A 23,780-nucleotide genomic window follows, 5' to 3' on the forward strand; every position below is an offset into this window, starting at 1 on the left:
ATACATGTTCCGTATGATGATGAACGGAAAAATTCATCGTGCAAGGGTGACGGAAGCAAATTTGAACTATGTAGGTTCCGTTACGATCGACCAGGATATTTTAGATGCCGTTGGGATTGTCCCGAATGAAAAAGTGCAAATCGTGAATAATAATAATGGCGAACGCTTTGAAACGTATGTGATTCCTGGAAAAAGAGGAAGCGGTGTCATTTGTTTAAACGGTGCGGCTGCCCGGCTTGTTCAGGTCGGTGATGTGGTCATTATCATTTCCTATAAGCTTGTGCATGAAGATCAATTAAAAAACCACCGTCCAACGATAGCCATCATGAATGAAAACAATGAAATCATCGAGTTAATTAAAGAGGAACCGGCGAACACGATTATGTGATAAACAAGGGTCAGGCTCTTAAGCTTTCGATAGGGCTTGACCTATTTTCTATTGCGGACGTAATTGGCCATAACTTTTCTATACATATAGAAAAAAGAGGAGCAGCGATGGCTCCTCAAAAAATTAGGTGTGGACTAGGAGAAATTTTATTTAGTGTGAGCCGTAAAGCTGTTATAATGGGTACAGATAACAACATATTGCTGTTGTATCTGTATTGTTTCCTGGATGCTTTGTAAGTATGAATTACAAATTTTGTTTTTGTAAAGGAGGAAGCTGACATGGAAAGCAAAATCGAAATTATATCTTCCGTTACGGTTGAGCATTCCGACGATTTGTATAAAATAGTTGATTTGCTAAATCGGACATTAAAAAGAGAACATTTATTATTCGGATTAGCCCTTGACAGCAAAGATCCAAATAAAGCGGTTTTTACTATTTATAGAACATAATCGGTGATCATAATGAAAGGAAAAATTTTTATTTCTTTTATATGCGCTCTTATCTTTTTAGTGGTGACGTTTGCTTTTCTTTATAATAGTGCAAAAGAAGATAAAACAAAAGGACACGAAACAGCTATACAAGCTGCGAAGGAGCATGGCTTTGCATCGATCGATGAAGTCAACACATTTTATAATCGAAATGTTTACTATATCATTCAAGGGAAAAATAAAAAAGGCGAAAAAATTATCGGCTGGATGAAAAAGGGGAACACGGATAAAATTTTAATTAAAAAAGCGAAGGAAGGCTTGAGCAAAGACGACGTACTTCAATTGATTCAAAACATTGACAACAGCAAGCCGAAGAAAATAAAGAAAATCATGCTTGGGTATGATGATACAGATTCGAAAAAATGGGATATACCGGTTTGGGAGGTCCAATATATTGACCAACAAAACCGTTATACATATTTTATTGTTAGCTTTACGGATGACAGAGTTTATAAAATGTACAGCATTAAGCAATAAGAAGGGAGCATTGTAAAAGTGAATTTATCTAAACGCGTATCAACTTTAACACCTTCATCTACACTGGCGATCACTGCAAAAGCAAAAGAATTGAAAGCAGCCGGGCATGATGTGATTGGCCTTGGGGCAGGTGAGCCGGATTTTAACACTCCTGATCATATTTTAGACGCTGCAGAAAAAGCGATGAAAGAAGGACATACGAAGTATACGCCTTCTGGAGGACTTATATCATTGAAAGAGGCAATTATAGAAAAATTTAAAAAAGACCAGCATTTAGAATATAAACCGTCTGAAATTATTGTTTCAACAGGCGCTAAACACGCTTTATATACATTGTTCCAAGCTATTCTTGACGATGGTGATGAAGTGATCATTCCTTCTCCATACTGGGTAAGCTATCCGGAACAAGTGAAGCTTGCAGGCGGAGCTCCAGTATTTGTAGAGGGAAGGGAAGAAAATCAATTTAAAATTACGCCTGATCAGCTGCAGCAAGCGATCACAAACAAAACAAAAGCGGTGATTATCAATTCTCCGAGCAACCCGACCGGCATGATCTATACGCGGGATGAGTTGAAAGAATTGGCGGAGGTTTGCCTTAGCCATGATCTTATTATCGTTTCCGATGAAATTTATGAAAAATTAGTATACGGAGAAAATGAACATGTGTCCATCGCTGAAATTTCTCCTGAAGTAAAAGAAAAAACAATTATTATTAATGGTGTATCGAAATCCCATTCAATGACAGGATGGAGAATTGGTTATGCGGCGGGCAATGAGCGCATTATTCAAGCTATGACGAACCTAGCGAGCCACAGCACTTCAAATCCGACTTCAATTGCTCAATATGCTGCGATCGCGGCGTATGAGGGACCTCAAGAACCGGTCGAAATAATGAGAAGAGCTTTTGAAGACCGTTTAAATATCATTTACGAAAAACTTGTGCAAATACCTGGTTTCTCGTGCATTAAACCACAAGGAGCATTTTATTTATTTCCAAATGCAAAAGAAGCAGCAGAGATAACAGGTTTTCGTAATGTTGACGAATTTGTCGAGGCGCTCTTGGAAGAGGAAAAGGTAGCGCTAGTACCAGGAAGCGGCTTCGGTGCTCCAGATAATGTAAGATTATCGTATGCGACATCACTAGAACTTTTAAATAAAGCGATTGAACGTATTGATCGCTTTGTCAACAATCATAAACAGTAAAGATTGTCAATAGCCGGTGGTTCAGCCGGCTTTTTCGCTGGTTTCCTTTATTGAAAAAAAAGGAATAACATATGTATAATAGAAAGCATCGAATAAAAAGGCGGTTTCATATGGAGGGTAAAGCTGTGAAAACAACGATTTCAAATGTTAAAAACCATGTCGGAGAACAAGTAACAATCGGCTGCTGGTTGGCGAATAAGCGATCAAGCGGAAAAATTGCTTTTTTGCAGCTTCGGGATGGAACAGGCTTTATTCAAGGGGTTGTTGAAAAATCGAAGGTGGATGAAGAAATATTTAAAAAAGCAAAACAACTCACACAAGAAAGCTCTTTGTATGTCACAGGAGTTGTGAGAGTGGATGAACGTTCACCTTTTGGATATGAGCTTGGCGTTGAAAATATAGAAATCATTCATGAAGCAAGCGATTATCCGATTACGCCGAAAGAACACGGTACTGAATTTTTAATGGACAATCGCCACCTTTGGCTTCGATCAAAGCGCCAGCACGCCATTATGAAAGTGCGCAACGAACTCATCCGTGCCACTTATGAATTTTTTAATGATCAAGGGTTTGTCAAAGTGGATCCCCCTATTTTGACCGGAAGTGCGCCTGAAGGGACGACGGAATTGTTTCATACGAAATATTTTGATGAAGATGCTTACCTTTCGCAGAGTGGTCAGCTGTATATGGAAGCAGCTGCTATGGCCTTAGGCAAAGTATTTTCATTCGGGCCGACATTCCGGGCTGAAAAATCGAAAACGCGCCGTCATTTAATTGAATTTTGGATGATTGAACCGGAAATGGCGTTTTATCAATTTGAAGACAATTTGCAGCTGCAGGAGCAGTACGTTTCCCATATTGTGCAATCGGTATTAAAAAATTGTTCACTTGAATTGAAAACATTAGAACGTGACATTTCCAAGCTGGAGCAGGTTGTTCCTCCGTTTTCGAAAATAACATACGACGACGCTATCGCGCTGCTGCATAAGAAAGGATTCAACGACATCGCATGGGGGGACGATTTTGGTTCGCCGCATGAAACAGCGATCGCGGAAAGCTTTGATAAACCAGTTTTCATTACACATTATCCGACAAGCTTAAAACCTTTTTATATGCAGCCTGATCCAAATCGACCAGAGGTTGTTCTGTGCGCGGATTTAATCGCTCCTGAAGGGTACGGAGAAATCATCGGCGGATCTGAACGCATCCATGATTATCATTTATTAAAAAAACGACTTGAAGAGCATCATCTGGACGAAGCAGCTTATAAATGGTATCTTGAGCTGCGGCAATACGGATCCGTACCTCATTCCGGCTTCGGCCTTGGACTTGAACGAACTGTTGCTTGGATATGCGGTGTCGAACATGTTCGTGAAACGATTCCATTTCCGCGTTTATTAAATCGTTTATATCCGTAAACTGCATGAAGCCTCCTATCTTCAGGAGGTTTCGTTTTTCAGCCATGCATTCTGAAGCCATGAATGGCCGCAATCATGGTATACTTATTTTGAGGTGTCGAAATATGAAGAAAAAACAGTTCACCGAATTAGTGGAAGATGGATCACTGACCGTTCCCAATATACTGCTGCGGAATTATGCCGCTTTAGGTTTGTCAGAAAAAGAATTTGTTCTCCTTTTGCACGTACATTCCCACATTCAAAAAGGAAATGCTTTTCCAACTCCTACAGAACTTTCCGACCATATGACAATCACAACGGCGGAATGTGTCAAATTGCTTCGGAGTTTAGTTCAGAGAGGTTTTTTAACGATAGAGGAATTTGAGCAAAACGGGATGATTTATGAGAAATATTCTTTAAAACAGCTATGGGAAAAGTTGTATGATGTAGTCGTCATGGACCAAGATCAAGAAAAAGTAGAAAAGGAAAATCAATTATACACCATCTTTGAACAAGAATTTGGACGACCTCTTTCCCCGATTGAGTGCGAAACGTTAGCTTTTTGGATCGACCAAGATCATCATGATCCCGATATTATCATTTCTGCATTAAGGGAAGCGGTGATCTCCGGAAAATTAAATTTTCGATATATTGATCGGATTTTATTTGAATGGAAGAAGAATGGAATCAAAACAATTGAACAAGCTAAAAAGCATTCACAAAAATTTCGTGAATTCAATCAAAAACAAAAGCAGTCTACTCTAGAGGAGCAAGAATATAAAAGGAAGGTGCCTTTCTACAACTGGCTGGAAAACTAAAATTTCTTTTCCTCGTTCAAGCTGATTGAAAGGTGATGGTACATGCTGTCAAAAAAGAAAGTAAAAGAATGCTTAGAGGTTATCGGGAAAATGTTTCCTGATGCTCATTGCGAGCTTGTGCACAGCAATCCTTTTGAACTGGTCATTGCTGTCGTTTTGTCTGCTCAATGCACGGATGCGTTAGTCAATAAAGTAACAAAAAATTTGTTTCAAAAATATAAAACACCTGATGATTATTTGTCTGTCCCGTTGGAGGAATTAGAACAAGATATTCGCTCCATCGGTCTTTACCGTAACAAAGCGAAAAATATTCAAAAGTTATGCAAAATGTTAATTGAAGAATTTGACCGAAAAGTGCCGGAAACTAGAGAGGAATTAATGAGCCTTCCTGGAGTAGGAAGGAAAACGGCAAACGTTGTTTTATCTGTCGCGTTTGGAAAACCTGCCATCGCCGTCGATACACACGTTGAACGTGTGTCGAAGCGGCTCGGGATTTGCCGTTGGAAGGATTCTGTATTGGAAGTGGAAAAAACATTGATGGAAAAAGTTCCTGAGGATGAATGGGGAATCACCCACCATCGGCTTATTTTTTTTGGAAGGTATCATTGCAAAGCCCAATCACCAAAGTGTCATGAATGCCCTCTTCTTTATTTGTGCAGAGAAGGGGAAAAAAGAATGAAAGGAAAGGCATAAAAAATGCACGATAGGAAGATGTTTCATCTCCCTGAGCAATTTCAAAATACTGCATTTTTTGACGAGGAATCTGTATATTTGCATCCAACTGATTTTTTTTATTATGATCTTCAATATTTGGCTGGAATGGTTGATACCAGACCGTGGGAGGCGAGCGAGCAATTTTTGCCCAAGCTTTTTAAGCAGTGGAAGGAAATTCAAACCGAGATTCAACGCACGATAACAAAACCATTTAAAACGGATCGACAAAACATGATGACAGGAATCTGCCTCTATATCCAACTTCTTTATTGGCTCAATGAAAAGCCGGTTCATTCACTGCACTTAGACGAAATAAAGAAGCTGGATATAGCTCCCGTCAATATTGAAGATCGTCTAACGTTTATTTTAAAAAAGCCTACTCAATATCATGCATATATTCAATTAAATGAACTATTTACAGAAACGGAAAAATTGTTTTATAAACATCAGGCGATCAAAAAAGCAAAACAAAAGGGGGCTTCGAAAAATTCAGGGTAACTGAATTTTTCGAGCCCTCTCATTTTTTTATAACAAAAGCCAATGGAGAAAAACGAGCTGTTTTTCTCCACTGGCTCCATTTAGGAACTTATTGGACAGTCCCTTATTTTCATTGCTGAACAGCAGGCGTTTCGGTTTGTGAACTTCCGTTTCCACCCGTTTGTGAACGATTGAAGTTATTGCCTGGATCTTGAGGAGGAGTAGGTCCGCCGCCTTGATTGCCGTTTTGTGTACTGTCATTTGGCGTCTGCGGCTGTTCAGGATTCTCGTTTTGATTTTCCTCTTCATTTTGCCCGTTATTTTGTTCATTGTCATTTTCGTTCTCCAATTGATCCTCTTCATCTTGTCCTTCATTTTGTTCCTGTTCAGGCGGCGTTAATTCATCTGGTAATTCTTCTTGCTCCTCTTCCTCCACAGAAGGTATTTCGATCATTGCGCTTGCAGGATCGCTTCGCATGCTGTCCCTTACAGCTGTAACGCTGAATTTATATACAGAACCAGGTTTCACATTTGACAAGACATACGATTTGTCTTTTGTAGTCGTTAATACTTTGGAAGCAGCGTTATCGATCGAGGCGCTCACTTCAAATGAAACGTCCGATTCACTGTGATTCCAGCTAAGCTTCACTGCATTCGTTTTTTGATCATAATTGATGGATAGGCCTGACGGTTTGTCCAGCTTTTCATATTTCGTTGAAACTTTTGTCGGCTCTTCGCCTCTTACAAAATATTCGTACGTAATCATATTTTTTGGCGTATATTTGCTTGCAAGCTTCGCCGGATTAGATCCTTTTTCGATTGCCTTTTTCACCACGCTTTTCGGCTGTTTGAAATCGGATGAATCCCCGTCAGATACATGCCGCATTAGCTTTCTAAAGATGTCTCTGGCAATTTGTTGTTCCCTTTTTGTTATATACATTTTCTCTTCATTTTTCTCATATCCAGTCCAAACAGCAGCTGTGTATTTTGGTGTATAGCCGACAAACCAATTGTCTTTTGCTGCACCGCGCTCCGGATGATATTTTGCTTTTTCTTGCTCTGTAAAGTTCGTTGAACCCGTTTTGCCGGCAATATTCAAGCCAGGCACACGAGCTCTTGTACCGGTTCCTCGTTCTACAACGGTTTTTAACATATCGGTGATCATAAATGCTGTGTAATCGCTCATTGCTTCGACCGGATCTGGTGTTAAATCAGCTTTTGTTCCATCAACAAAAACAACCTTTGTTACGGAATATGGTTCATTGTATATACCGTTGTTGCCAAAGGCGCTGTAAGCCCCCGCCAATTGAAGAGGGGATATGCCGTGTTCAAATCCGCCGATTGCGTATGCTTCTGTAATTTTATCGATTTTAATTCCCAATTTCTCGGCAAATGCTTTTGCCCTCGATTCACCAACCTCTTGAAACGCCTTTAATGCTGGGATGTTTCTTGAATCAGCCAATGCTTCTCTGATTGACATCTGCCCTTTATAGCTGCGGTCATAGTTGTTTATTGGATTTCCGTTTGAATACGTGTACGGCTCATCAACGATTTGGTGATACGTTGACCATTTTAAATGCTCAATGGCAGGGCCGTAATCTAAAATAGGCTTAATGGTTGAACCAGGCTGCCGTTTTAAATCGACAGCATAGTTAAATCCGCCAATCGGTTGGTTTCTCCCGCCGCCGATGGCGCGTATTTCACCTGTTGTCGTGTCGATTAGAGCAATTCCAGCCTGAAAATATTTGCTCGGATAACTGATTTCGTCGCCGTTCAATAATTGTTCAACATATTCTTGAGCATCTGTATCGATTGTTGTATAGATTTTTAATCCTGCTGAGCTCGGATCAACGCCAAGCTTTTTTCTTACTTCTTCAATCGCATGTTCAATAAAGGCATGATATTTGTTTTGCTGCTTTTTTGGTTCTACTAATGATTCTGTGATGGATGTTTGTTTAGCTTTTGCCGCTTCCTCTTCACTGATAAATCCGTTTTTAACCATTAAATTTAAGACAACATTGCGGCGTTTTTCCGCCAGATCGGGATTTTTTCTAGGGTTGTATAGATCAGGATTTTTAATCATCCCAGCCAGCATTGCCGCTTCAGACAGCGTGATGTCTTTAAGATCCTTCCCAAAGAAAGCTTCAGTAGCTCTTGCGACGCCGTAATAGTTGCCGGGATAATAAATTCTGTTTAAATACATTTCAAGTATTTCATCTTTTGAATATTTTTGCTCCACTTGCAAGGCAAGCCATGCTTCTTGAGCTTTTCTTTTTAATGTTTTGTCAAGAGATAAAAAGGAAAGCTTGACAAGCTGCTGCGTAATTGTACTTGCACCTTCAGAACCGAATCCTTCTTTAAAGTTGGCAATTGCAGCGCCTCCAATACGAATTGGATCGATTCCGTTATGTTTATAAAATCGAACATCTTCCGTAGCAATAAACGCATCTTTTACAACTTGCGGAATTTCATCGATCTTCACATATGTCCGTTTTTCCGAACCGACCTCACCTATTTCATTTCCGTCCTTGTCATATACTTTTGATGACATATTTCCTTTTAAAAGATCATCATTTAGAGGAGGTGCCGTTGCTGCAAAATAAGCAAATGTCGATGTTCCTCCAATGATGCCTACAAGCCCTAACAAAAGAATGAAAAACACAATTTTTCTTGCGATTCCTTTTTTCTTCGGCTTTTTTTTCTTACTTGCTAAAGCTTTTCGTCTTTCTTCCCTCGATTTATATTGTTGACTCATTATAAATCCAACCTTTCATTTAGAATGAAAAGGGCAGTAGCTAAAAATATAACTTGTCTATTATACTAATATAATCAACTCTTGGGCAATAGCCAAGAGGGATATGGTGACCGCATTCTACAATTTCTTGATGCGAAATCGATTTTCTTCCCCCGTTTTTCTGTCTTTCCCAAAAATGCATCAATTTTTCAGCCTCTAAGAAGTATATTTGATTTAGTTTAGTGAATCGTATAATTAGAAAACATATTCCGTTTTGTTCGAGCACAGCCTTCATATGCTCAATTTGATGATCATGAATATTTTTTAGTGGAAAAGAGCTGTTTTTTGTCTCTTTTGCTTCAAAGTCAATATATTTGCCTTTATAAACTCCGTTGTAGTCGGTTGTTGAAGCCTGTTTAAAATAAGCTTCTTTAATGACTGCTGCGCTCCGTTTCGGATAATCAACCGAAACGATTTGGATCGGAGTCGGTTTTTTATGGATGACAGCTATTCCATTTTCCCTGTAATAAAGATTTGTCTCATTTAAGTCGTCCTCGAGGGTCATCCCTCTATTTGAATATTGTATTTCAACTGGGACTGGATTCGCTACATTTTGTTTAGCTTTCCACAACTTTCCGTTAGGATAACGAATAGCCAAGCGATCTCCTCCTTTTTCCGGCTATTTATATCTTAACAAAAAATGTTAACCTTTTTTCGATGAAATGACTTCATTATACATGATTTAAGTTGAAAGAGGGAATACTATGTCACTACATGATATAATATTACAAACAAAATTAAAAACAGATGACGGAAATGTTGATAATATTTCACGGACGGAACGATATGCAAAGTTTTATAAAAAACATCCGGAAGTAAAATGGGCGTTGCTGGCAAGCATGGTCTCCAGAAACGCCGGCTGGTTTATGACAGATTTAGAAGGTATTCCCCTCAAACAGGCTTTGCCTTATGAAAAACGGCAATGGCTCTTTTTATCAGTTGAAACCGCAAACTGGCTCATTTTTGCTGATGCTTATCCACAGCTTTTACTATATGAATATTCCAAGCGTTACAACAAACCGATGTTTTATTTGCTCGAAGCTTTTCATGTATCCGCCTTTATGATTGAGGAGTGGGAACGCTTTTTCCGCACAAAAGATGAGAAAAGGCTTTTAACCTCCCTTATTATTAATGAGCAGCATGTTATTCAAAAACCGGTTATTGATCATCCATTATTTAAAAAATTTGTCTTTCACAGCTTGCCGTTTATTTTTCAAGATCTATTTCATTTTCGCGTTATACTGTTTCCGACGTTAACAGGAAAATTGTACGGATTTTCCACCCATCAATTCAGCCATGTCAAAAAACGGATTGAATTGGGAAAAAGGCTGGCATGGCTTTTATTTCATCCTCTTTACCATGGACAGTTTCTAAAATTTTCAAATCGTGTAATACATACAGGATCACGGTATGATTATGAAAAATATATGAAAAAAACAACAAAAAGAAAATCCCCATATTTAAGGACGGCTTTTCCGATAATCTCACACGAAATAGACGAAAAAGAAAGAGAATGGTTTCATGGGCAGCGGCTCGGAAAGTATTATAAAGATCCAGAGATTCCGAAACGAATTGAATTAACTAACTGGTATGAGAAAAAACAGTCCCAGCTACATTTATTATGCATGATGAAGCAATACTTACAATAATGGTCAGGCAATGAGCCTGACCATTTTTAAGTAGAGGGTCTGTTTGGACCTTCAAGCTTTTTGTCTCCAACTCCTCGCTTTTTTTCTTTTTGACTATCATTTTGAATGGTTTTTTTATCGTTTTTCATCATAACACCTCCCATGTTTATTTTTTCTAACCTGAAAAAATACATGCGCACAATGAAGCGGATTTTTGAATGCAGGGAATTTACACTTTTTTTGCCGAATCACAACTAGTTTTGTCAAACAGGCAGGACTCATATTTAGGAAGAAGAATTTTTTAGCAAAAATAAGAAAAGAGGGATGCTGATGAGTTCGTTTATAGAAAAGCAAGAGGCATTAAAAAAATTGCAAGAAATTGAAAAACAAATTGATCTTTTAGAGCAGCAATTGACGCAAAATATAGATAAAGAAATTCATCGGACAAAACAAGCCGTTTCAAACTTTATAGAAAATGGAGAAGAAAAGATGAATAAATTTGAGAAAATGTGTGCAGAAAGGAAATTCGTGCGGAGCTTGAGAAAAAAGGTAGTATAAAATTTGGTAAAACAAAAAAAATTTGCTATGATGAATCTGAGGTGAGAACCTTGGATGAAGAACAAGTCCGGAAAATCACGGAGCAATTGCTTCAAGTGATCCAAAAAAGTGCTCAACGCTTCGAGAGAACCAAGAAGGAAGGACTGGAATACGATTTTTTTGCCGAAATTAAACCGAGTGTTGACAAGATTTTGCCAATATTGGATGAATGGGAAATTGTTGCGAAAAAATGGATCAATAAGTACCATCCTAGATACCTGCATTCGCAACAAATTGATACGGCAAAAGAGCATATTGAAAACATTGTGATCCAATCTTTTTTTCAAGATACAAGCAAGGTGAGATTTAAAAATATAAAAGAATCTGCTGAATACACATTAAGAAGCATGATCCGTGAAATGGAAAAAAAATGAATGAAAAAGGGGAAGCGGAGAAGCGAGCAGTTTCTCCGCTTTATTATGTGTGAAATATATAGACACAATCTATTGGGCTTTCGATTTACGCAAAACCTTACTTCGTTTGAAGAAATCTTGGGGTTAAAAGATTCTATCTAAAAAATATCCGTTCTTTTTTGTCAATCTATGCTATTGAACTGCCGTAAACGGGACTATTCGTAAGCGGCAAAAAGAGGCCGGAGAAAATTCTCCCGCCTCTGCTTGATTTAAAGGATGTATTCAGGTGTAACGGCTCCTTGCTGTTCTAGCGTTTTGACAATATTTCGAAAGTCTTTGATGCTGATGTTTTCATAAAGATACAATCTGCGAGCAAAGTCCAGCAATTCATTTGCACATTCTGCTTCGTATTGCTTCTCCATTTTAAATCTTTCCCTCAATGTTTGAACCGTCATAAAACATCCCCCCTAACACTTATATTAATATGTTACCATCTCTTTTGTAATTATCAATTTTAAAAAAAATAAAAACTTCCGACACTATTTGACATCTCACCCTTTAAAAGGCAAAAACATATTTTATGATTAGTTAAGTTTTTATTGGAGGGATCAAAATGTATCATGATCATGTTTATGATTGGTTAAGACCTGTTTCTTACGATCAATATTTCATGATGAATCAACATGTTGTTCCTTATTTCCAATCTCCATATTATCAGCCATTTATGAATCCGTATCCTCAGCCTTATCCAAGCACGCTGCCTATGATGATGCCAAAAGGGTCAAATCCTTCATTACTTTCTTCATTTAAAAAAGCGGACGGACAGATGGATTTTAACAAAATGATCGATACAGCAGGACAAGTTGTTCAAACGATGAATCAAATGAGCTCCCTTTTAAAAGGAGTCACGCAAATTTTTAAAGCTTGATGCTGAATAATGAGCTTTGAAACGATGTAAGGCGCTAGGGATGCCGTTCGCCGCAAGTCAAGGCTGTTTATGCTTTGTTGGATGTACGAAAAAATCCTTTTTATATCAAAAACCTATTTTTGGAAAAAGAATATTTCCAATCGGGAACAACAGCTGATGACATGATTGCCCGGGGAATGATGAGTACCGATCACAAAACAGACAATTACAGGATGCAATAGGAAAAATGGGACTGCCCGATAAGTCCCTAAAAGGAAGCAAGTAGAGAGAAACAACGCGTTTCTCTCCACTTGCTTTTATATTTTTCGATTTTTATCTGAAAGTAGCTGGCGGATGCCGGCTATTTCAGGAAGTGTGAGCTAATGAGAAAACAATACCTCATCTTGCATCGTCTTCACCATTTTGTCTATGACACGTGCCACGTGATGTTCTGGTATGAGCAATTCAATATCGAAAATTACTTGAACTTGACGGTTGTCATATAGTTTGAAAGTAGGAGGGAATGTTAATTTCTTTTGTCAGGAGTATTTTCTTCTTTTACATCTAGTGAAAGTGCTGTTTCCGTAGTAATCATTTGATTGGTTCATAAAAAATCGTCCTTTCTGTGATGTTGGGTCCCAACTACATTTTATTTAGAAAGGACGATTTTTTTTGCTTTTTTAAAAGTGGAAAAATGAGGGACTCCAAAAGTCAGTTACCCTGACTTTTTGGACAACCTCTTTGATTAGAAGCATATTAGTCAATATTTATTTTTGTTTTTTTGGAAGGGATCACAATTTTCAGCTTTTCATTTTGAAACGATGCTTTAATACGTTGTACATCTAAGTAGGCTGGCAAATAAAAGGATTTCGCAAATTTGCCATGAGACTTGAACATTTGCGTCATCTGTTTTTCATCATTTGTTTGTTCAATATGTTGATCTTGCTGAATGGAAATCGTTAATACATGATCATACGATTCGATGCGTATTTGCTCTTTTTTCACTCCTGGAAGCTTTCCCTCTAACACCCATTCTTGATCGGTTTCATGAGTGTCAAAATGAAAAAAGGGAAGGGACATTGCGGCATCAAACAAATCATGAAACGGTTTTAATAGCGATTGAATGTAGGCAGGATCGAAAAATTGTGAAAACCTGCCTGGAAGCGGATCTAGTTGGGAAAACACGGGCAAAAATTCATCATGTTCCTTTTTGTCTTTTTTCATCTTGCTCTCTCACTCCCTTTCTTTTTTTCACATTTATATGCAAAAGAGTTTCGAAAAGTTTATACGAAAGCTTCCAATGAAAACATGCTTTATTTACGAACGTTTATTCGTTAGAATAGATGTAGTGAATTCGAGGAGGAATGGGTCATGCTTGGGCGGAAACCTTTTGAAAAAGTCATCCATGATTTTAGACATGACGAGCGTTTTCGGGATCAGATTGTATATTGGCACACAATACCTGAAAAAGAAGCAATCACAGTTCCTTTTCCAGAAGATATGGATAACCGATTGAAGGAAATGTTGAAGAAAAAAGGAATTGAACAATTATACAGTCATCAAAAAGAAGCGTTTGAATTAGCGTTAAATCATCACAACATTGTCGCTGTAACCCCGACAGCGTCAGGAAAAACGTTGTGCTACAATTTGCCTGTTTTAAACGCAATATTAAAAAACAATAACACGAGAGCATTATATCTTTTTCCGACAAAGGCGCTAGCTCAGGATCAAAAAAGCGAACTGAATGAATGGATTGAAGGAATAAAAACGGAGATAAATTGCTATACATACGATGGAGATACTTCTCCAACGATCCGTCAAAAGATTCGAAAAGCTGGTCATATTGTTATGACAAATCCTGATATGCTACATTCAGGCATTTTACCGCATCATACGAAATGGGTGTCGCTTTTTGAAAACTTAAAATATGTCGTCATCGATGAATTGCATACATATCGCGGAGTATTTGGAAGCCATGTTGCGAATGTAATCAGAAGGCTGAAGAGAATTTGCCGATTTTACGGAAGCGACGTTCAATTTATATGTACGTCGGCAACGATTGCAAATCCGTTGGAATTTGCTGAAACATTGATTGGAGAGAAAGCGGTTCTTATTGATCGAAACGGAGCCCCAAGAAGCAAAAAACATTTCATCTTTTACAATCCGCCTGTTGTTAACAAGCCTCTCAATATCCGCAGAAGCGCCATGATTGATGTAAAAGAGATTGCGAAAGAATTTTTAAAAAACGACATTCAAACGATTGTGTTTGCTAGAAGCCGGACAAGGGTTGAAATTATTTTAACGTATCTGCAAGAGATGACGAAAAAGGAATTGGGATCGAAAACGATACGCGGATATCGCGGAGGTTATTTGCCGAAGCAGCGAAGGGAAATTGAAAAAGGCCTTAGAGAGGGAAAAATTAAAGGTGTCGTCAGCACCAATGCTTTGGAGCTAGGGGTTGATATCGGTCAGCTGCAGGTTTGCATTATGACAGGATACCCCGGATCGATTGCCAGCGCGTGGCAGCAATCAGGCCGGGCGGGCAGAAGGGAAGAGGAAGCAGCAATTATTCTCGTCGGAGGATCGAGTCCATTAGATCAATATATTTTAAAGCATCCAGAATATTTGTTTGAAAAAAATCCGGAAAGTGCGATCATTCATCCAGATAACTTAATCATTCTCGTAGATCATATAAAATGTGCGGCGTTTGAGCTTCCATTTCAGTCAGGTGAAACGTTAGATGGGGTGGAGGTTGACGATATACTTGATTTTCTGAAAGAGGAAGGCGTTCTTTACGAAAACGGAGGCAGATGGTATTGGATGAGCGATTCGTTTCCTGCACATGGGATCAGCTTGCGTTCTGCTTCTCAAGAAAATGTCGTAATTATTGACACTACAAATGGCGCAAATGTCATCGGGGAAATGGACCGATTCAGCGCCATGACGATGCTTCATGAAGAAGCGATCTATTTGCATGAAGGAAGGCAATTTCAGGTTGAAAAGCTCGATTGGGAAGAAAAAAAAGCATATGTTTCTGAAGTCAATGTTGACTATTTTACGGATGCGAACCTAGCTGTTCAATTGAAGGTGCTTGAGGTGGATCAGGAAAAGGAAAGCAAGAGCATGGAGATTGGATTTGGAGATGTCATGGTGCTTGCCCAACCGACGATATTTAAAAAAATCAAATTTGGCACACATGAGAACATTGGTTCTGGTCCTATTCATCTGCCGGAGGAAGAGCTTCATACAACAGGTGCTTGGATTAGCTTTAAAAATGACGTTTTTTCTGTTTTATCGGAAGAACAAATGGAAAAAGCTTTAGTCGGTATCAGCCATGCTTTAAAATATGTGAGTGCTCTTGCAGCAATGTGCGATCCAAACGATCTTGACGTTGTATTTCAAGTGAAATCCATTCACAACGGAAAACCAACCATCTATTTGTATGACCGATATCCAGGCGGAGTTGGGCTGGCGAAGAAAGTATTTGATGAGTTTGAATGCTTGCTTGAAAGAACGGAAGAAATGGTAACAAACTGTAAATGCGATGATGGCTGCCCTTCCTGCATCGGTCTTGATGGAGAATCGAGCGGAAGAAAGGAAGCGGCGCTTCTGCTGCTTCAATATATAAAGAAAGGACAGATTTTATGTCCATAAAACAAAAATTAAACAGATTAAAAAATCATATTGTTCATGAAGACGTATTGAAAAAGGAACAGGATATAGAGATTCCATATTTAAAACGCTGGGAAAGCGTTGGAGTCAAGCCGTTTTTCTTTGATGGCCAATATATTCTCATCCGTGAAGTAGAATATCCGCTCAATTATCGCCATGGATTGTATGAATTGAGCGAAGTAATTGATGTTGTAGATTACTGGAATGACAATGAAATGGAGCATCCGCTGTCAGCAAAAGGGCATAAACCTTATGAACTTTTCTTTTTCGATACGGAAACGACTGGTTTAAAGGGCGGAGCAGGCAATATGATCTTTTTACTTGGATTTGCGCGAATATTATTCGATAAAGTGGTGATCAAACAGCTTTTTTTGCCTGCTCCTGGCCATGAGGTTGCTTTATATCAACGGTTTTTAAGTGAAGTAAATATAAAAACATTAGTCACATACAATGGAAAAGCATTTGATTGGCCTCAAGTGAAAACGAGACATACTCTCATTCGCAATATGGTGCCGCAATTGCCTGAGTACGGCCATTTTGATTTATATCATGCAGCTAGACGTCTCTGGAAAAATAGATTGGAGTCGGTAAAATTATCAAATGTTGAAAAAGATATTTTGCAAGTGAACCGAAAGGAAGATACTCCCGGCTATTTAGCGCCGATCCTTTACCATCATTTTTTGAAAGACCCAAATCCTGATAGTGTGATCGGAATTTTTCAGCATAATGAGATGGATATTCTCTCCTTAATTTCACTTTATATTCATTTGTCAAAAAAGCTTTTGTTTCCCGATGACAACCATGATGATAAAGAACTGTTTGAAATGGCAAGATGGTTTCAAGCTCAAGGAAATGAAAAGCTTGCTTATTTTTCATATGCGAAAATAAACGAGCAGTCAAACAGCCTTCACCTCAAGGCGAAATTTGAAATGGCAATGCTGGCAAAACGAAACGGACGTTTGGATGAGGCAGTGAAACTATGGAGCGAAATTAAAAAACATGGACAAGGCTTTTTGAAAATAAAAGCTTTAGTCGAACTGGCCAAATTTTATGAGCATTATGAAAAAAATATTGATGCTGCATATATGGACACAAACGAAGCGATTCAAATTTTGAAACAGCTGGAAAGAATGGGAGTATCCAAACATTCAACACAAAAAGAAGAGCTGCTGAAAAGAAAATGGAGGCTGGAAAAGAAAAAAAATAAGTTGGAAGATTTGGAAAGATGAAACAATTACTCGATCACAACCGTCTAATATAAGGATTTGTTAAAAGGAATAGATGCCGGCGGCAACATATTTTGGTATTATATACGAGAAAAAACGGTATCGCCTATTAGATGCTTTTTCTGTCAAATATAAAAAAAGAAAAAGAAAAAGATTGACTAGCAAGACCTTCCATCGAACAAGAAGGTCTTTCTCTTTCAAAATTTTAATATAGTGCCTTAATCAATCGGTTATGAAGGAAATGCCTATACATGATAAATATCGCGCCTGCTTTTTTTTGAAAATAGGTATTTGAATTAGTACATGTACACTTTTATATTCATAGGCTAGTATTGTAAAAATAATAAATAGGAAGGAGTTATATAATATGAAATGCAGACCGAACGTTCTTCAGCCGATTGTTCATCCGACGAAATGCTGCGTCAATCATACACATTCAACAACAATCGTTCCTCATATCCATCCAATTCATACAACAAATGTTAATCATCAAATGTATCAACATTTGCATTATTTCCCGCATACTCAATCTGCGGTAAATAATGTGTCACATCAACATTTTCAGTGCATGGGACCTGGTCCGTTTCCGAGATAATCTTTGAGAAGGGGCTGAGTAACCAGCTCCTTCCGTTTATAATCATTATTTTTAAACCTCTGAAGGCTTCATTTTTTCCTATAATAGGATGGAGACATGTTATTACCATAAAGAATAAATTGACATTAATCAGGAAGTTTGAAAAAATATAGCCTAGGAGGACTTCTGACGATTGAGGTGAACCGAGTTGATTTCAGATAAAATTAGATTAACGGCGAAAGAAATTTTGGAAAAAGAGTTTAAAACTTCGATGCGCGGTTATAAACAAGAAGAAGTTGATAAATTTTTAGATATTATCATTAAAGATTACGAAACGTTTTACCAGGAGATTGAACAGTTGCGGCAGGAAAATATGCGGCTGAAAAAGCAGCTCGAAGAAGCATCGAAAAAACAACCGACGATGCAGGCGAATACAACGAACTTTGACATTTTGAAGCGTTTATCGAATTTAGAAAAACATGTATTTGGAAGCAAATTATATGAGTAATGTTCATGGATGCCACTTGAATTTTTTATTCATTTTCACTATACTACATAATGCGGTTTAGCATAACGTTCGGGTAATCGCTGCAACGGATCATCCGTTGTAGAGGAAAGTCCATGCTCGCACGGTGCTGAGATGCCCGTAGTGTTCGTGCCTAGCGAAACCATAAGCTAGGGCAGCCTTTTCGGCTGACGGCGGGGAACGTGCCTAAGCTATTGATTAGTATGGCACTATTACCCTGAAAGTGCCACAGTGACGTAGTCTTGCGAGAAATCGCAAGAGTGGAACGCGGTAAACCCCACGAGCGAGAAACCCAAATGATGGTAGGGGCACCTTCTCTGAGGAAATGAACGAGGAGAAGGACAGAAGGGCTAAAACCCTTCTGTAGATAGATGATTACCACCCATGTACAAGCTGCATGGGGACAAAACATGGCTTACAGAACGTTATGGAATAAACCGCAATTTTTCGTGCTCTCCATTTGGAGAGCTTTTATTTTCTGAAAAAGACAGGTGAAAAAATGAGCAAACGGTTTACATTGATTGCAACAGCTGCAATGGGAATTGAAGCGATTGTTGCATCAGAAGTGCGCAATCTAGGATATACATGCAAAGTGGAAAACGGAAAAGTAACGTTTGAAGGCGATGAACTGGCGATTTGCCGAGCGAATTTATGGCTTAGAACGGCTGATCGAGTGAAATTAAAAGTGGCTGAATTTTCGGCGACGACATTTGAAGAACTGTTTGAAAAAACGAAAGCCATTGATTGGGCGGATTTTTTGCCTGAAAACGCTCAATTTCCTGTCATCGGAAAATCGGTGAAATCAAAACTGGCAAGTGTTTCTGACTGCCAGAAAATTGTAAAAAAAGCAATAGTTGAAAAATTGAAGCAGCAGTACCGAAAAACGACCGATTGGTTAGAAGAGACAGGGGCGGTTTACAAGATTGAGATCTCTTTACATAAAGACATTGCTACACTGACCATTGATACGAGCGGAGACGGCCTCCATAAACGAGGATATCGCGCTCGAAAAGGAAATGCCCCTTTAAAAGAAACGCTCGCTGCTGCACTTATTTTGCTAACGAATTGGACTCCTGACAGACCTTTCTTTGATCCATTTTGTGGTTCAGGTACGATTCCGATTGAAGCGGCGTTAATTGGGCAAAATATCGCGCCCGGCTTCAATAGAGATTTTATTTCAGAGCAATGGGACTGGATCGGCAAGGATGTATGGAGAAGGGCAAGAGAAGAAGCAGAGGATTTAGCTAAATATGATATTCGCCTCGACTGCATCGGGACGGACATTGATCATAAAATGATTGAGATTTCAAAAGAAAATGCCATGGAGGCCGGGCTTTCGGATGTCATTACTTTTAAACAAATGCAAGTTAAAGATTTACGTACAGTGAAGGAATTTGGGGTAATAGTCGGGAATCCACCGTATGGTGAGCGACTCGGAGAACGAGAAGAAGTGGAGCAATTATATAAGGAAATGGGGAAAACATTCTCGCTGTTAGATACTTGGTCGATTTACATTTTGACAAGCAATAAAAGCTTTGAACAGTTTTACGGAAAAAAGGCGACAAAAAAACGGAAACTTTTTAACGGGTTTATCGAAACGCACTATTATCAGTATTGGGGACCTAAACCGCCCAAAAAAGCATAAATAATACCAGCTCTGCATAAATTAAAATGGATAAAATTTATACGGGGTTGGTTGATTTATGACAAAGGAAGAATATGCGATTATTTCTCGCGCATTAAAGAATACGTATACTGCGTTGGTAGAAAGAGGTTCAACAGAAAAAGCGCTCAGTCAAATCTTTGAAGCGGAAGGGCAATTGAAAAAGGCTATTTTTCACGGATCTCTTTCCGTTCGAGAGAAACGGCTTCCCTGAAAATGGGAAGTTTTTTCTGTTTTTAAATGATTTCGTTTCAACCGAGTCAATCCTTATGCTTCAAACCTTACCGCTCGCTTCCTGCATAAGCGAGGTTGACATGATTCTAATTGAATCGCGCGCTGCCAGAAAAGATATTGACGTTAAGCGTAATAAGTGAAATAATTTTACTCTATGAATAATCACGGAGGTTGGAGTCATGATGTTTCAAGGTTTACCTTTCCCGCTGACAAAAAATGAAAGTTTTTATGAAGCGTTAAACAAATGGATCGGTGATGTTCTGTATGATATTTTGCCTGAAAAAGGCTTTGAATTGCGCGACGAACAAATTTTTATGGCTTTCCAGCTTGACAGAGCTTTTAAAGAAAAGAAAGTTATGTTTGCGGAAGCGGGAGTAGGGACAGGAAAAACGATTGTTTATTTGCTTTATGCGATTGCATATGCGCGATATACCGGAAGACCTGCCGTCATTGCCTGTGCGGACGAAGCTCTAATTGAACAGCTTGTCAAAAAACAAGGGGATATAAAAAAGCTTGAAGAAGCTCTAGGTCTAAAAGTGGATGTGCGATTGGCAAAATCGATGAACCAATATTTATGTTTGGACAAGCTTGAGGATTTGCTTGGAATGGACGATGATGAGGACTTTTTTGATCTTTATGAATCTCTCCCTGAATTCGTGCATGATCAGAGCGGATTGCAATCTTACTATCATTATGGAGACCGGAAGCAATACCCGTTTTTTTCCGATGAAAAATGGGAAAAAATCAGCTGGGATCCTTTTAAAAACTGTTTGTCATGCAGCAAAAGACATCGGTGCGGCTTAATTCTTTCCCGCGATTATTATCGGAAGGCGAAGGATTTAATCGTTTGCTCCCATGATTTTTATATGGAGCATATTTGGACGAAAGAATCCCGGAAACGTGAAGGACAGCTCCCGCTTCTCCCAGAGCACAGTTGCGTCGTGTTTGATGAAGGCCATTTATTAGAATTTGCGGCTCAAAAGGCACTTACGTATCAAGTGAAAAAAGAAACGCTAGCAGCATATTTAGAAAAAATTTTAAAGAACAACATTCGTGAACAACTTGCAGAAATGGTCGAAGAAGCGCTTTTAGCGAACGATCATTTTTTTCATATGTTGTTTAAAAGTGCACATCAAAAGGAAGGCTCCAATCGGTTGACAATCACGAGAACAGACGATTTGTTAGAAGCGGCCGGAAATTTGTATGAACGATTGAATCAGCTGTCTGAAGCTTTAGTTTTTGAAAGTGAACTATATACCATTGATGAATATAGCTTAAAGATTGTGGAAGAATACCTTGATCAAATGGAATTTTCTTTTCGCTTGTTTTTACAATTTGACAACACAATTACCTGGCTTGAACAAAACGGCGCGTCATCTTCTTTTGTGATCATGCCGCAAAGGATAGAAGATATTTTAAAAGAAAAAGTGTTTTCTCATAAAATACCTTATATCTTTTCATCAGCCACTTTATCGGATCAAAACGGATCGTTTGCTTATTTAGCGAATAGCCTTGGTATAAAAGATTATCTATCATTCTCCGTTTCCTCTCCTTTTGACTATGAAAAAAATATGAAAGTGTTTGTAAAAAAAGGTACGAGCGAGGAAAAATTGAACTGGACGGAATCTGTCATAAAATCAAACAAAGGGCGCACGTTAATTTTATGCAGAACGAAAGAGGAGCTGCTTTTCTTAAAAAAACATTTACCAAGCTTTTGGCATTCATGTTTATTTGAAGGAGATTATGAAATCAGCGAATTAGTGGCATGTTTTGAAAGAGATCCGGAAACCGTTTTGTGCGCTGTGCATTTATGGGAGGGGCTTGACGTTCCAGGACCGTCGCTTGAACATGTGATCATTTGGTCGCTTCCATTCCCGCCGGATGATCCTGTATTTGATGCGAAACGAAAATCCGCAACAGATCCTTTTTATGAAGTGGATCTTCCGTATATGATACTGCGGCTGAAGCAAGGGGTTGGACGCCTCCTTCGCACGAAAGATGACCATGGTACTATAACGATTTTTATCAGCAAAGATGAGGGAGAAAATATTGTTTCGGAGGTCGTAAAAGCGTTGCCTGTCAAACCGAGCTGAAATATATTTTCAATTGGAAGAAGGGGATGATCAAAATGGGCTTAAAAGAAAAAGAACAAAAATTTTTCGATTACTTAAAGAAAATGGAAAGCTATGAAGAAGCATTAAATTTAATGTATTGGGATTTACGGACGGGTGCGCCGAAAAATGGATTGGAGCGGCGAGCTGAAACAATCGGCATTCTTTCTGAAGAGTGGTTCCAGATGTCCGTTTCAGATACTATGAAAGAGTTTCTTGATGAATTAACAGAAAAACATGTTTATGACAATCTCTCTTCGGTGACAAAGAAAGCTCTTCAGGAATGCAGAGAGGAGTATGAAAAAAACATTAAGATTCCGAAAGAGGAATATAAAGAATATGTCATTCTCCAATCAAAAAGCGAATCAGTTTGGGAAGAAGCGAAAGCAAATGCAGATTTCAATCAGTTTGCTCCTTATTTAGAAAAATTAATAGAATTCAATAAAAAGTTTATTTCCTATTGGGGCTATAAGGGACATAAATATAATACGCTCCTTCATTTGTATGAACCAGGAATAACTGTGGAGACGCTTGACAAGGTTTTTGCAGAGCTAAAAAAACATATCGTCCCATTAGTACAACAAATTGTAGAATCATCAAAAAAAATCGACGTTTCGTTTTTGCACAAACCGTTTCCGAAAGAAAAACAGCGAAAGTTTTCCGAATATATTTTAAAGGAAATAGGCTACAATTTTGATGCCGGCCGCCTTGATGAAACCGTCCATCCTTTTGAAATTCGAATGAACCGGGGAGATGTTCGAATTACAACAAAGTATGATGAAACAGATTTTCGAACGGCCGTTTTCGGAACCATTCATGAAGCCGGACATGCGATTTATGAGCAAAACATAAATGAAGAACTGGAAGGAACTCCTCTTGCTGACGGCGCTTCAATGGGGATTCATGAATCTCAATCATTATTTTATGAAAATTTAATTGGGCGAAACTATCATTTCTGGAAGCGATATTACAACCAACTTAAAACGTATGCTCCAAACCAATTTACTGGGGTTTCTTTAAATGATTTTTACAGAGCGATCAATGAAGTTAAACCATCGCTGATCCGTATTGAAGCAGATGAATTGACATATTGTCTTCATATCATTGTACGCTATGAAATAGAAAAATTGCTGTTTGAAGGAAATTTGGATGTGTCTGATCTTCCAAAAGTTTGGAATGATAAATATAGCGAATATTTAGGTATTGCTCCAGATCATGATGGAAACGGGGTGCTTCAAGATGTTCATTGGGCGGGAGGAAGCTTTGGCTATTTCCCTTCATATGCTTTAGGATATATGTATGCAACGCAATTGATGCAAAAAATGGAGCAGGATCTTTCGAATGTTGAAGAACTTATTGAAAACGGAGAATTTCAGCAAATTCAAAGCTGGCTGACAAAACATGTTCATCTATATGGCAAAATGAAAAAACCGCTGGAAATATTAAAGGATGCGACTGGCGAATCGTTGAATCCGGCATATTTTATTCAGTATTTAGAAAAGAAATATAAAGACATTTACAGTCTTGATTAAA

At 38.5% G+C, this 23,780-nt stretch carries 24 protein-coding genes and 1 other RNA gene; 21 read left to right on the forward strand and 4 right to left on the reverse strand.

Translation table 11 applies throughout. The annotated features are described in order from the left end of the window. Positions 1-4 precede the first annotated feature (4 nt). The 8 genes from panD (at position 5) to NSQ61_RS04005 (ending at position 5,983) form a co-directional block, all read left to right on the forward strand. On the forward strand, positions 5-388 hold the full coding sequence (gene panD, locus NSQ61_RS03970) for an aspartate 1-decarboxylase (RefSeq protein ID WP_063388552.1): 384 nt from the start codon (positions 5-7) through the stop codon (positions 386-388). A gap of 278 nt (positions 389-666) precedes the next feature. After that, positions 667-837 carry a YpmA family protein gene (locus NSQ61_RS03975; protein ID WP_065095534.1) on the forward strand — a complete coding sequence of 57 codons (171 nt, stop codon included), beginning with the start codon at positions 667-669 and terminating at the stop codon, positions 835-837. A 12-nt stretch (positions 838-849) separates the two neighbouring features. Continuing rightward, entirely contained in the window at positions 850-1,353 is a 504-nt protein-coding gene (locus tag NSQ61_RS03980) for a cell wall elongation regulator TseB-like domain-containing protein (RefSeq protein ID WP_063388550.1), read from the forward strand. 18 nt (positions 1,354-1,371) lie between these two features. Beyond that, positions 1,372-2,556: a pyridoxal phosphate-dependent aminotransferase gene (locus tag NSQ61_RS03985; RefSeq protein ID WP_066251883.1), complete on the forward strand. Its 1,185-nt coding sequence runs from the start codon at positions 1,372-1,374 to the stop codon at positions 2,554-2,556. Positions 2,557-2,681: 125 nt separating this feature from the next. After that, positions 2,682-3,974 (forward strand): asparagine--tRNA ligase, encoded by a 1,293-nt coding sequence (gene asnS / locus NSQ61_RS03990; RefSeq protein ID WP_144598146.1) that lies wholly within the window; start codon positions 2,682-2,684, stop codon positions 3,972-3,974. A gap of 104 nt (positions 3,975-4,078) precedes the next feature. After that, the gene (locus NSQ61_RS03995; protein WP_144598147.1) at positions 4,079-4,771 is read left to right on the forward strand and encodes a DnaD domain-containing protein; all 693 of its coding nucleotides are present in this window, start codon (positions 4,079-4,081) and stop codon (positions 4,769-4,771) included. A 42-nt stretch (positions 4,772-4,813) separates the two neighbouring features. Next, positions 4,814-5,464, forward strand: coding sequence for an endonuclease III (gene nth, locus NSQ61_RS04000; protein WP_063388548.1), 651 nt, complete (start codon positions 4,814-4,816; stop codon positions 5,462-5,464). Positions 5,465-5,467: 3 nt separating this feature from the next. Then, the gene (locus NSQ61_RS04005) at positions 5,468-5,983 is read left to right on the forward strand and encodes a YpoC family protein (protein ID WP_144598148.1); all 516 of its coding nucleotides are present in this window, start codon (positions 5,468-5,470) and stop codon (positions 5,981-5,983) included. A 109-nt stretch (positions 5,984-6,092) separates the two neighbouring features. Here NSQ61_RS04005 and NSQ61_RS04010 read toward each other — a convergent pair whose 3' ends face one another. Together NSQ61_RS04010 and recU are read right to left on the reverse strand one after the other, a co-directional pair. After that, a complete protein-coding gene (locus NSQ61_RS04010; protein ID WP_063388546.1) occupies positions 6,093-8,717 on the reverse strand; it encodes a transglycosylase domain-containing protein in 2,625 nt (874 codons plus the stop codon). A 40-nt stretch (positions 8,718-8,757) separates the two neighbouring features. After that, entirely contained in the window at positions 8,758-9,354 is a 597-nt protein-coding gene (gene recU, locus NSQ61_RS04015; protein WP_063388545.1) for a Holliday junction resolvase RecU, read from the reverse strand. 106 nt (positions 9,355-9,460) lie between these two features. On the opposite strand from recU, the gene NSQ61_RS04020 reads away from it, so the two are divergent. From NSQ61_RS04020 to NSQ61_RS04030, 3 genes are all read left to right on the forward strand, one after another. Further along, complete coding sequence (locus NSQ61_RS04020; protein ID WP_066251879.1) at positions 9,461-10,405, forward strand: DUF2515 family protein; 945 nt, start codon at positions 9,461-9,463, stop codon at positions 10,403-10,405. A 309-nt stretch (positions 10,406-10,714) separates the two neighbouring features. After that, positions 10,715-10,942 (forward strand): hypothetical protein, encoded by a 228-nt coding sequence (locus NSQ61_RS04025; protein WP_066251875.1) that lies wholly within the window; start codon positions 10,715-10,717, stop codon positions 10,940-10,942. A gap of 50 nt (positions 10,943-10,992) precedes the next feature. Then, on the forward strand, positions 10,993-11,355 hold the full coding sequence (locus NSQ61_RS04030; RefSeq protein WP_066251871.1) for a YppE family protein: 363 nt from the start codon (positions 10,993-10,995) through the stop codon (positions 11,353-11,355). 248 nt (positions 11,356-11,603) lie between these two features. Here the strand turns inward: NSQ61_RS04030 and yppF are convergent, their stop codons facing one another. Beyond that, a complete protein-coding gene (gene yppF, locus NSQ61_RS04035; RefSeq protein ID WP_063388541.1) occupies positions 11,604-11,789 on the reverse strand; it encodes a YppF family protein in 186 nt (61 codons plus the stop codon). Between the two features lie 158 nt (positions 11,790-11,947). Between yppF and NSQ61_RS04040 the strand changes: the two genes are divergently transcribed. Beyond that, positions 11,948-12,262: a YppG family protein gene (locus NSQ61_RS04040; RefSeq protein WP_063388540.1), complete on the forward strand. Its 315-nt coding sequence runs from the start codon at positions 11,948-11,950 to the stop codon at positions 12,260-12,262. 735 nt (positions 12,263-12,997) lie between these two features. Here the strand turns inward: NSQ61_RS04040 and NSQ61_RS04045 are convergent. After that, positions 12,998-13,465, reverse strand: coding sequence for an Hsp20 family protein (locus NSQ61_RS04045; protein WP_066251868.1), 468 nt, complete (start codon positions 13,463-13,465; stop codon positions 12,998-13,000). Positions 13,466-13,612: 147 nt separating this feature from the next. On the opposite strand from NSQ61_RS04045, the gene NSQ61_RS04050 reads away from it, so the two are divergent. The 9 genes from NSQ61_RS04050 to NSQ61_RS04090 all read left to right on the forward strand — a co-directional run bounded on the left by NSQ61_RS04050 (position 13,613) and on the right by NSQ61_RS04090 (position 23,779). After that, on the forward strand, positions 13,613-15,895 hold the full coding sequence (locus tag NSQ61_RS04050) for a DEAD/DEAH box helicase (RefSeq protein WP_066251865.1): 2,283 nt from the start codon (positions 13,613-13,615) through the stop codon (positions 15,893-15,895). Beyond that, on the forward strand, positions 15,886-17,142 hold the full coding sequence (locus NSQ61_RS04055) for a ribonuclease H-like domain-containing protein (RefSeq protein WP_066251863.1): 1,257 nt from the start codon (positions 15,886-15,888) through the stop codon (positions 17,140-17,142). Before NSQ61_RS04050 ends, NSQ61_RS04055 begins: the two co-directional genes overlap by 10 nt. A 364-nt stretch (positions 17,143-17,506) precedes the next feature. Next, the gene (locus NSQ61_RS04060) at positions 17,507-17,734 is read left to right on the forward strand and encodes a CotD family spore coat protein (RefSeq protein ID WP_063388536.1); all 228 of its coding nucleotides are present in this window, start codon (positions 17,507-17,509) and stop codon (positions 17,732-17,734) included. A 187-nt stretch (positions 17,735-17,921) separates the two neighbouring features. Continuing rightward, positions 17,922-18,221: a cell division regulator GpsB gene (gene gpsB, locus NSQ61_RS04065; RefSeq protein WP_063388535.1), complete on the forward strand. Its 300-nt coding sequence runs from the start codon at positions 17,922-17,924 to the stop codon at positions 18,219-18,221. A 65-nt stretch (positions 18,222-18,286) separates the two neighbouring features. Then, positions 18,287-18,662, forward strand: an RNA gene (rnpB, locus tag NSQ61_RS04070) — RNase P RNA component class B. 76 nt (positions 18,663-18,738) lie between these two features. After that, a complete protein-coding gene (locus tag NSQ61_RS04075) occupies positions 18,739-19,884 on the forward strand; it encodes a THUMP domain-containing class I SAM-dependent RNA methyltransferase (RefSeq protein ID WP_066251860.1) in 1,146 nt (381 codons plus the stop codon). 58 nt (positions 19,885-19,942) lie between these two features. Further along, a complete protein-coding gene (locus NSQ61_RS04080; protein ID WP_157728005.1) occupies positions 19,943-20,116 on the forward strand; it encodes a hypothetical protein in 174 nt (57 codons plus the stop codon). 199 nt (positions 20,117-20,315) lie between these two features. Then, positions 20,316-22,229, forward strand: a complete 1,914-nt coding sequence (locus tag NSQ61_RS04085; RefSeq protein WP_066251856.1) for an ATP-dependent DNA helicase — start codon at positions 20,316-20,318, stop codon at positions 22,227-22,229. 26 nt (positions 22,230-22,255) lie between these two features. Continuing rightward, entirely contained in the window at positions 22,256-23,779 is a 1,524-nt protein-coding gene (locus NSQ61_RS04090) for a carboxypeptidase M32 (protein WP_066251852.1), read from the forward strand. Position 23,780: the final 1 nt, after the last annotated feature.

Source organism: Aeribacillus sp. FSL K6-1121 (assembly GCF_038003725.1).
Taxonomy (GTDB): domain Bacteria; phylum Bacillota; class Bacilli; order Bacillales; family Aeribacillaceae; genus Aeribacillus; species Aeribacillus composti.

Excerpts from the sequence above, each read along its gene's own strand:
- panD (WP_063388552.1), top strand. The coding sequence starts at position 5 with ATGTTCCGTATGATGATGAACGGAAAAATTCATCGTGCAAGGGTGACG.
- NSQ61_RS03975 (WP_065095534.1), top strand. The coding sequence starts at position 667 with ATGGAAAGCAAAATCGAAATTATATCTTCCGTTACGGTTGAGCATTCC.
- NSQ61_RS03980 (WP_063388550.1), top strand. The coding sequence starts at position 850 with ATGAAAGGAAAAATTTTTATTTCTTTTATATGCGCTCTTATCTTTTTA.
- NSQ61_RS03995 (WP_144598147.1), top strand. The coding sequence starts at position 4,079 with ATGAAGAAAAAACAGTTCACCGAATTAGTGGAAGATGGATCACTGACC.
- nth (WP_063388548.1), top strand. The coding sequence starts at position 4,814 with ATGCTGTCAAAAAAGAAAGTAAAAGAATGCTTAGAGGTTATCGGGAAA.
- NSQ61_RS04005 (WP_144598148.1), top strand. The coding sequence starts at position 5,468 with ATGCACGATAGGAAGATGTTTCATCTCCCTGAGCAATTTCAAAATACT.
- NSQ61_RS04010 (WP_063388546.1), bottom strand. The coding sequence starts at position 8,717 with ATGAGTCAACAATATAAATCGAGGGAAGAAAGACGAAAAGCTTTAGCA.
- NSQ61_RS04020 (WP_066251879.1), top strand. The coding sequence starts at position 9,461 with ATGTCACTACATGATATAATATTACAAACAAAATTAAAAACAGATGAC.
- NSQ61_RS04025 (WP_066251875.1), top strand. The coding sequence starts at position 10,715 with ATGAGTTCGTTTATAGAAAAGCAAGAGGCATTAAAAAAATTGCAAGAA.
- yppF (WP_063388541.1), bottom strand. The coding sequence starts at position 11,789 with ATGACGGTTCAAACATTGAGGGAAAGATTTAAAATGGAGAAGCAATAC.
- NSQ61_RS04040 (WP_063388540.1), top strand. The coding sequence starts at position 11,948 with ATGTATCATGATCATGTTTATGATTGGTTAAGACCTGTTTCTTACGAT.
- NSQ61_RS04045 (WP_066251868.1), bottom strand. The coding sequence starts at position 13,465 with ATGAAAAAAGACAAAAAGGAACATGATGAATTTTTGCCCGTGTTTTCC.
- NSQ61_RS04050 (WP_066251865.1), top strand. The coding sequence starts at position 13,613 with ATGCTTGGGCGGAAACCTTTTGAAAAAGTCATCCATGATTTTAGACAT.
- NSQ61_RS04055 (WP_066251863.1), top strand. The coding sequence starts at position 15,886 with ATGTCCATAAAACAAAAATTAAACAGATTAAAAAATCATATTGTTCAT.
- NSQ61_RS04060 (WP_063388536.1), top strand. The coding sequence starts at position 17,507 with ATGAAATGCAGACCGAACGTTCTTCAGCCGATTGTTCATCCGACGAAA.
- NSQ61_RS04075 (WP_066251860.1), top strand. The coding sequence starts at position 18,739 with ATGAGCAAACGGTTTACATTGATTGCAACAGCTGCAATGGGAATTGAA.
- NSQ61_RS04080 (WP_157728005.1), top strand. The coding sequence starts at position 19,943 with ATGACAAAGGAAGAATATGCGATTATTTCTCGCGCATTAAAGAATACG.
- NSQ61_RS04085 (WP_066251856.1), top strand. The coding sequence starts at position 20,316 with ATGATGTTTCAAGGTTTACCTTTCCCGCTGACAAAAAATGAAAGTTTT.
- NSQ61_RS04090 (WP_066251852.1), top strand. The coding sequence starts at position 22,256 with ATGATCAAAATGGGCTTAAAAGAAAAAGAACAAAAATTTTTCGATTAC.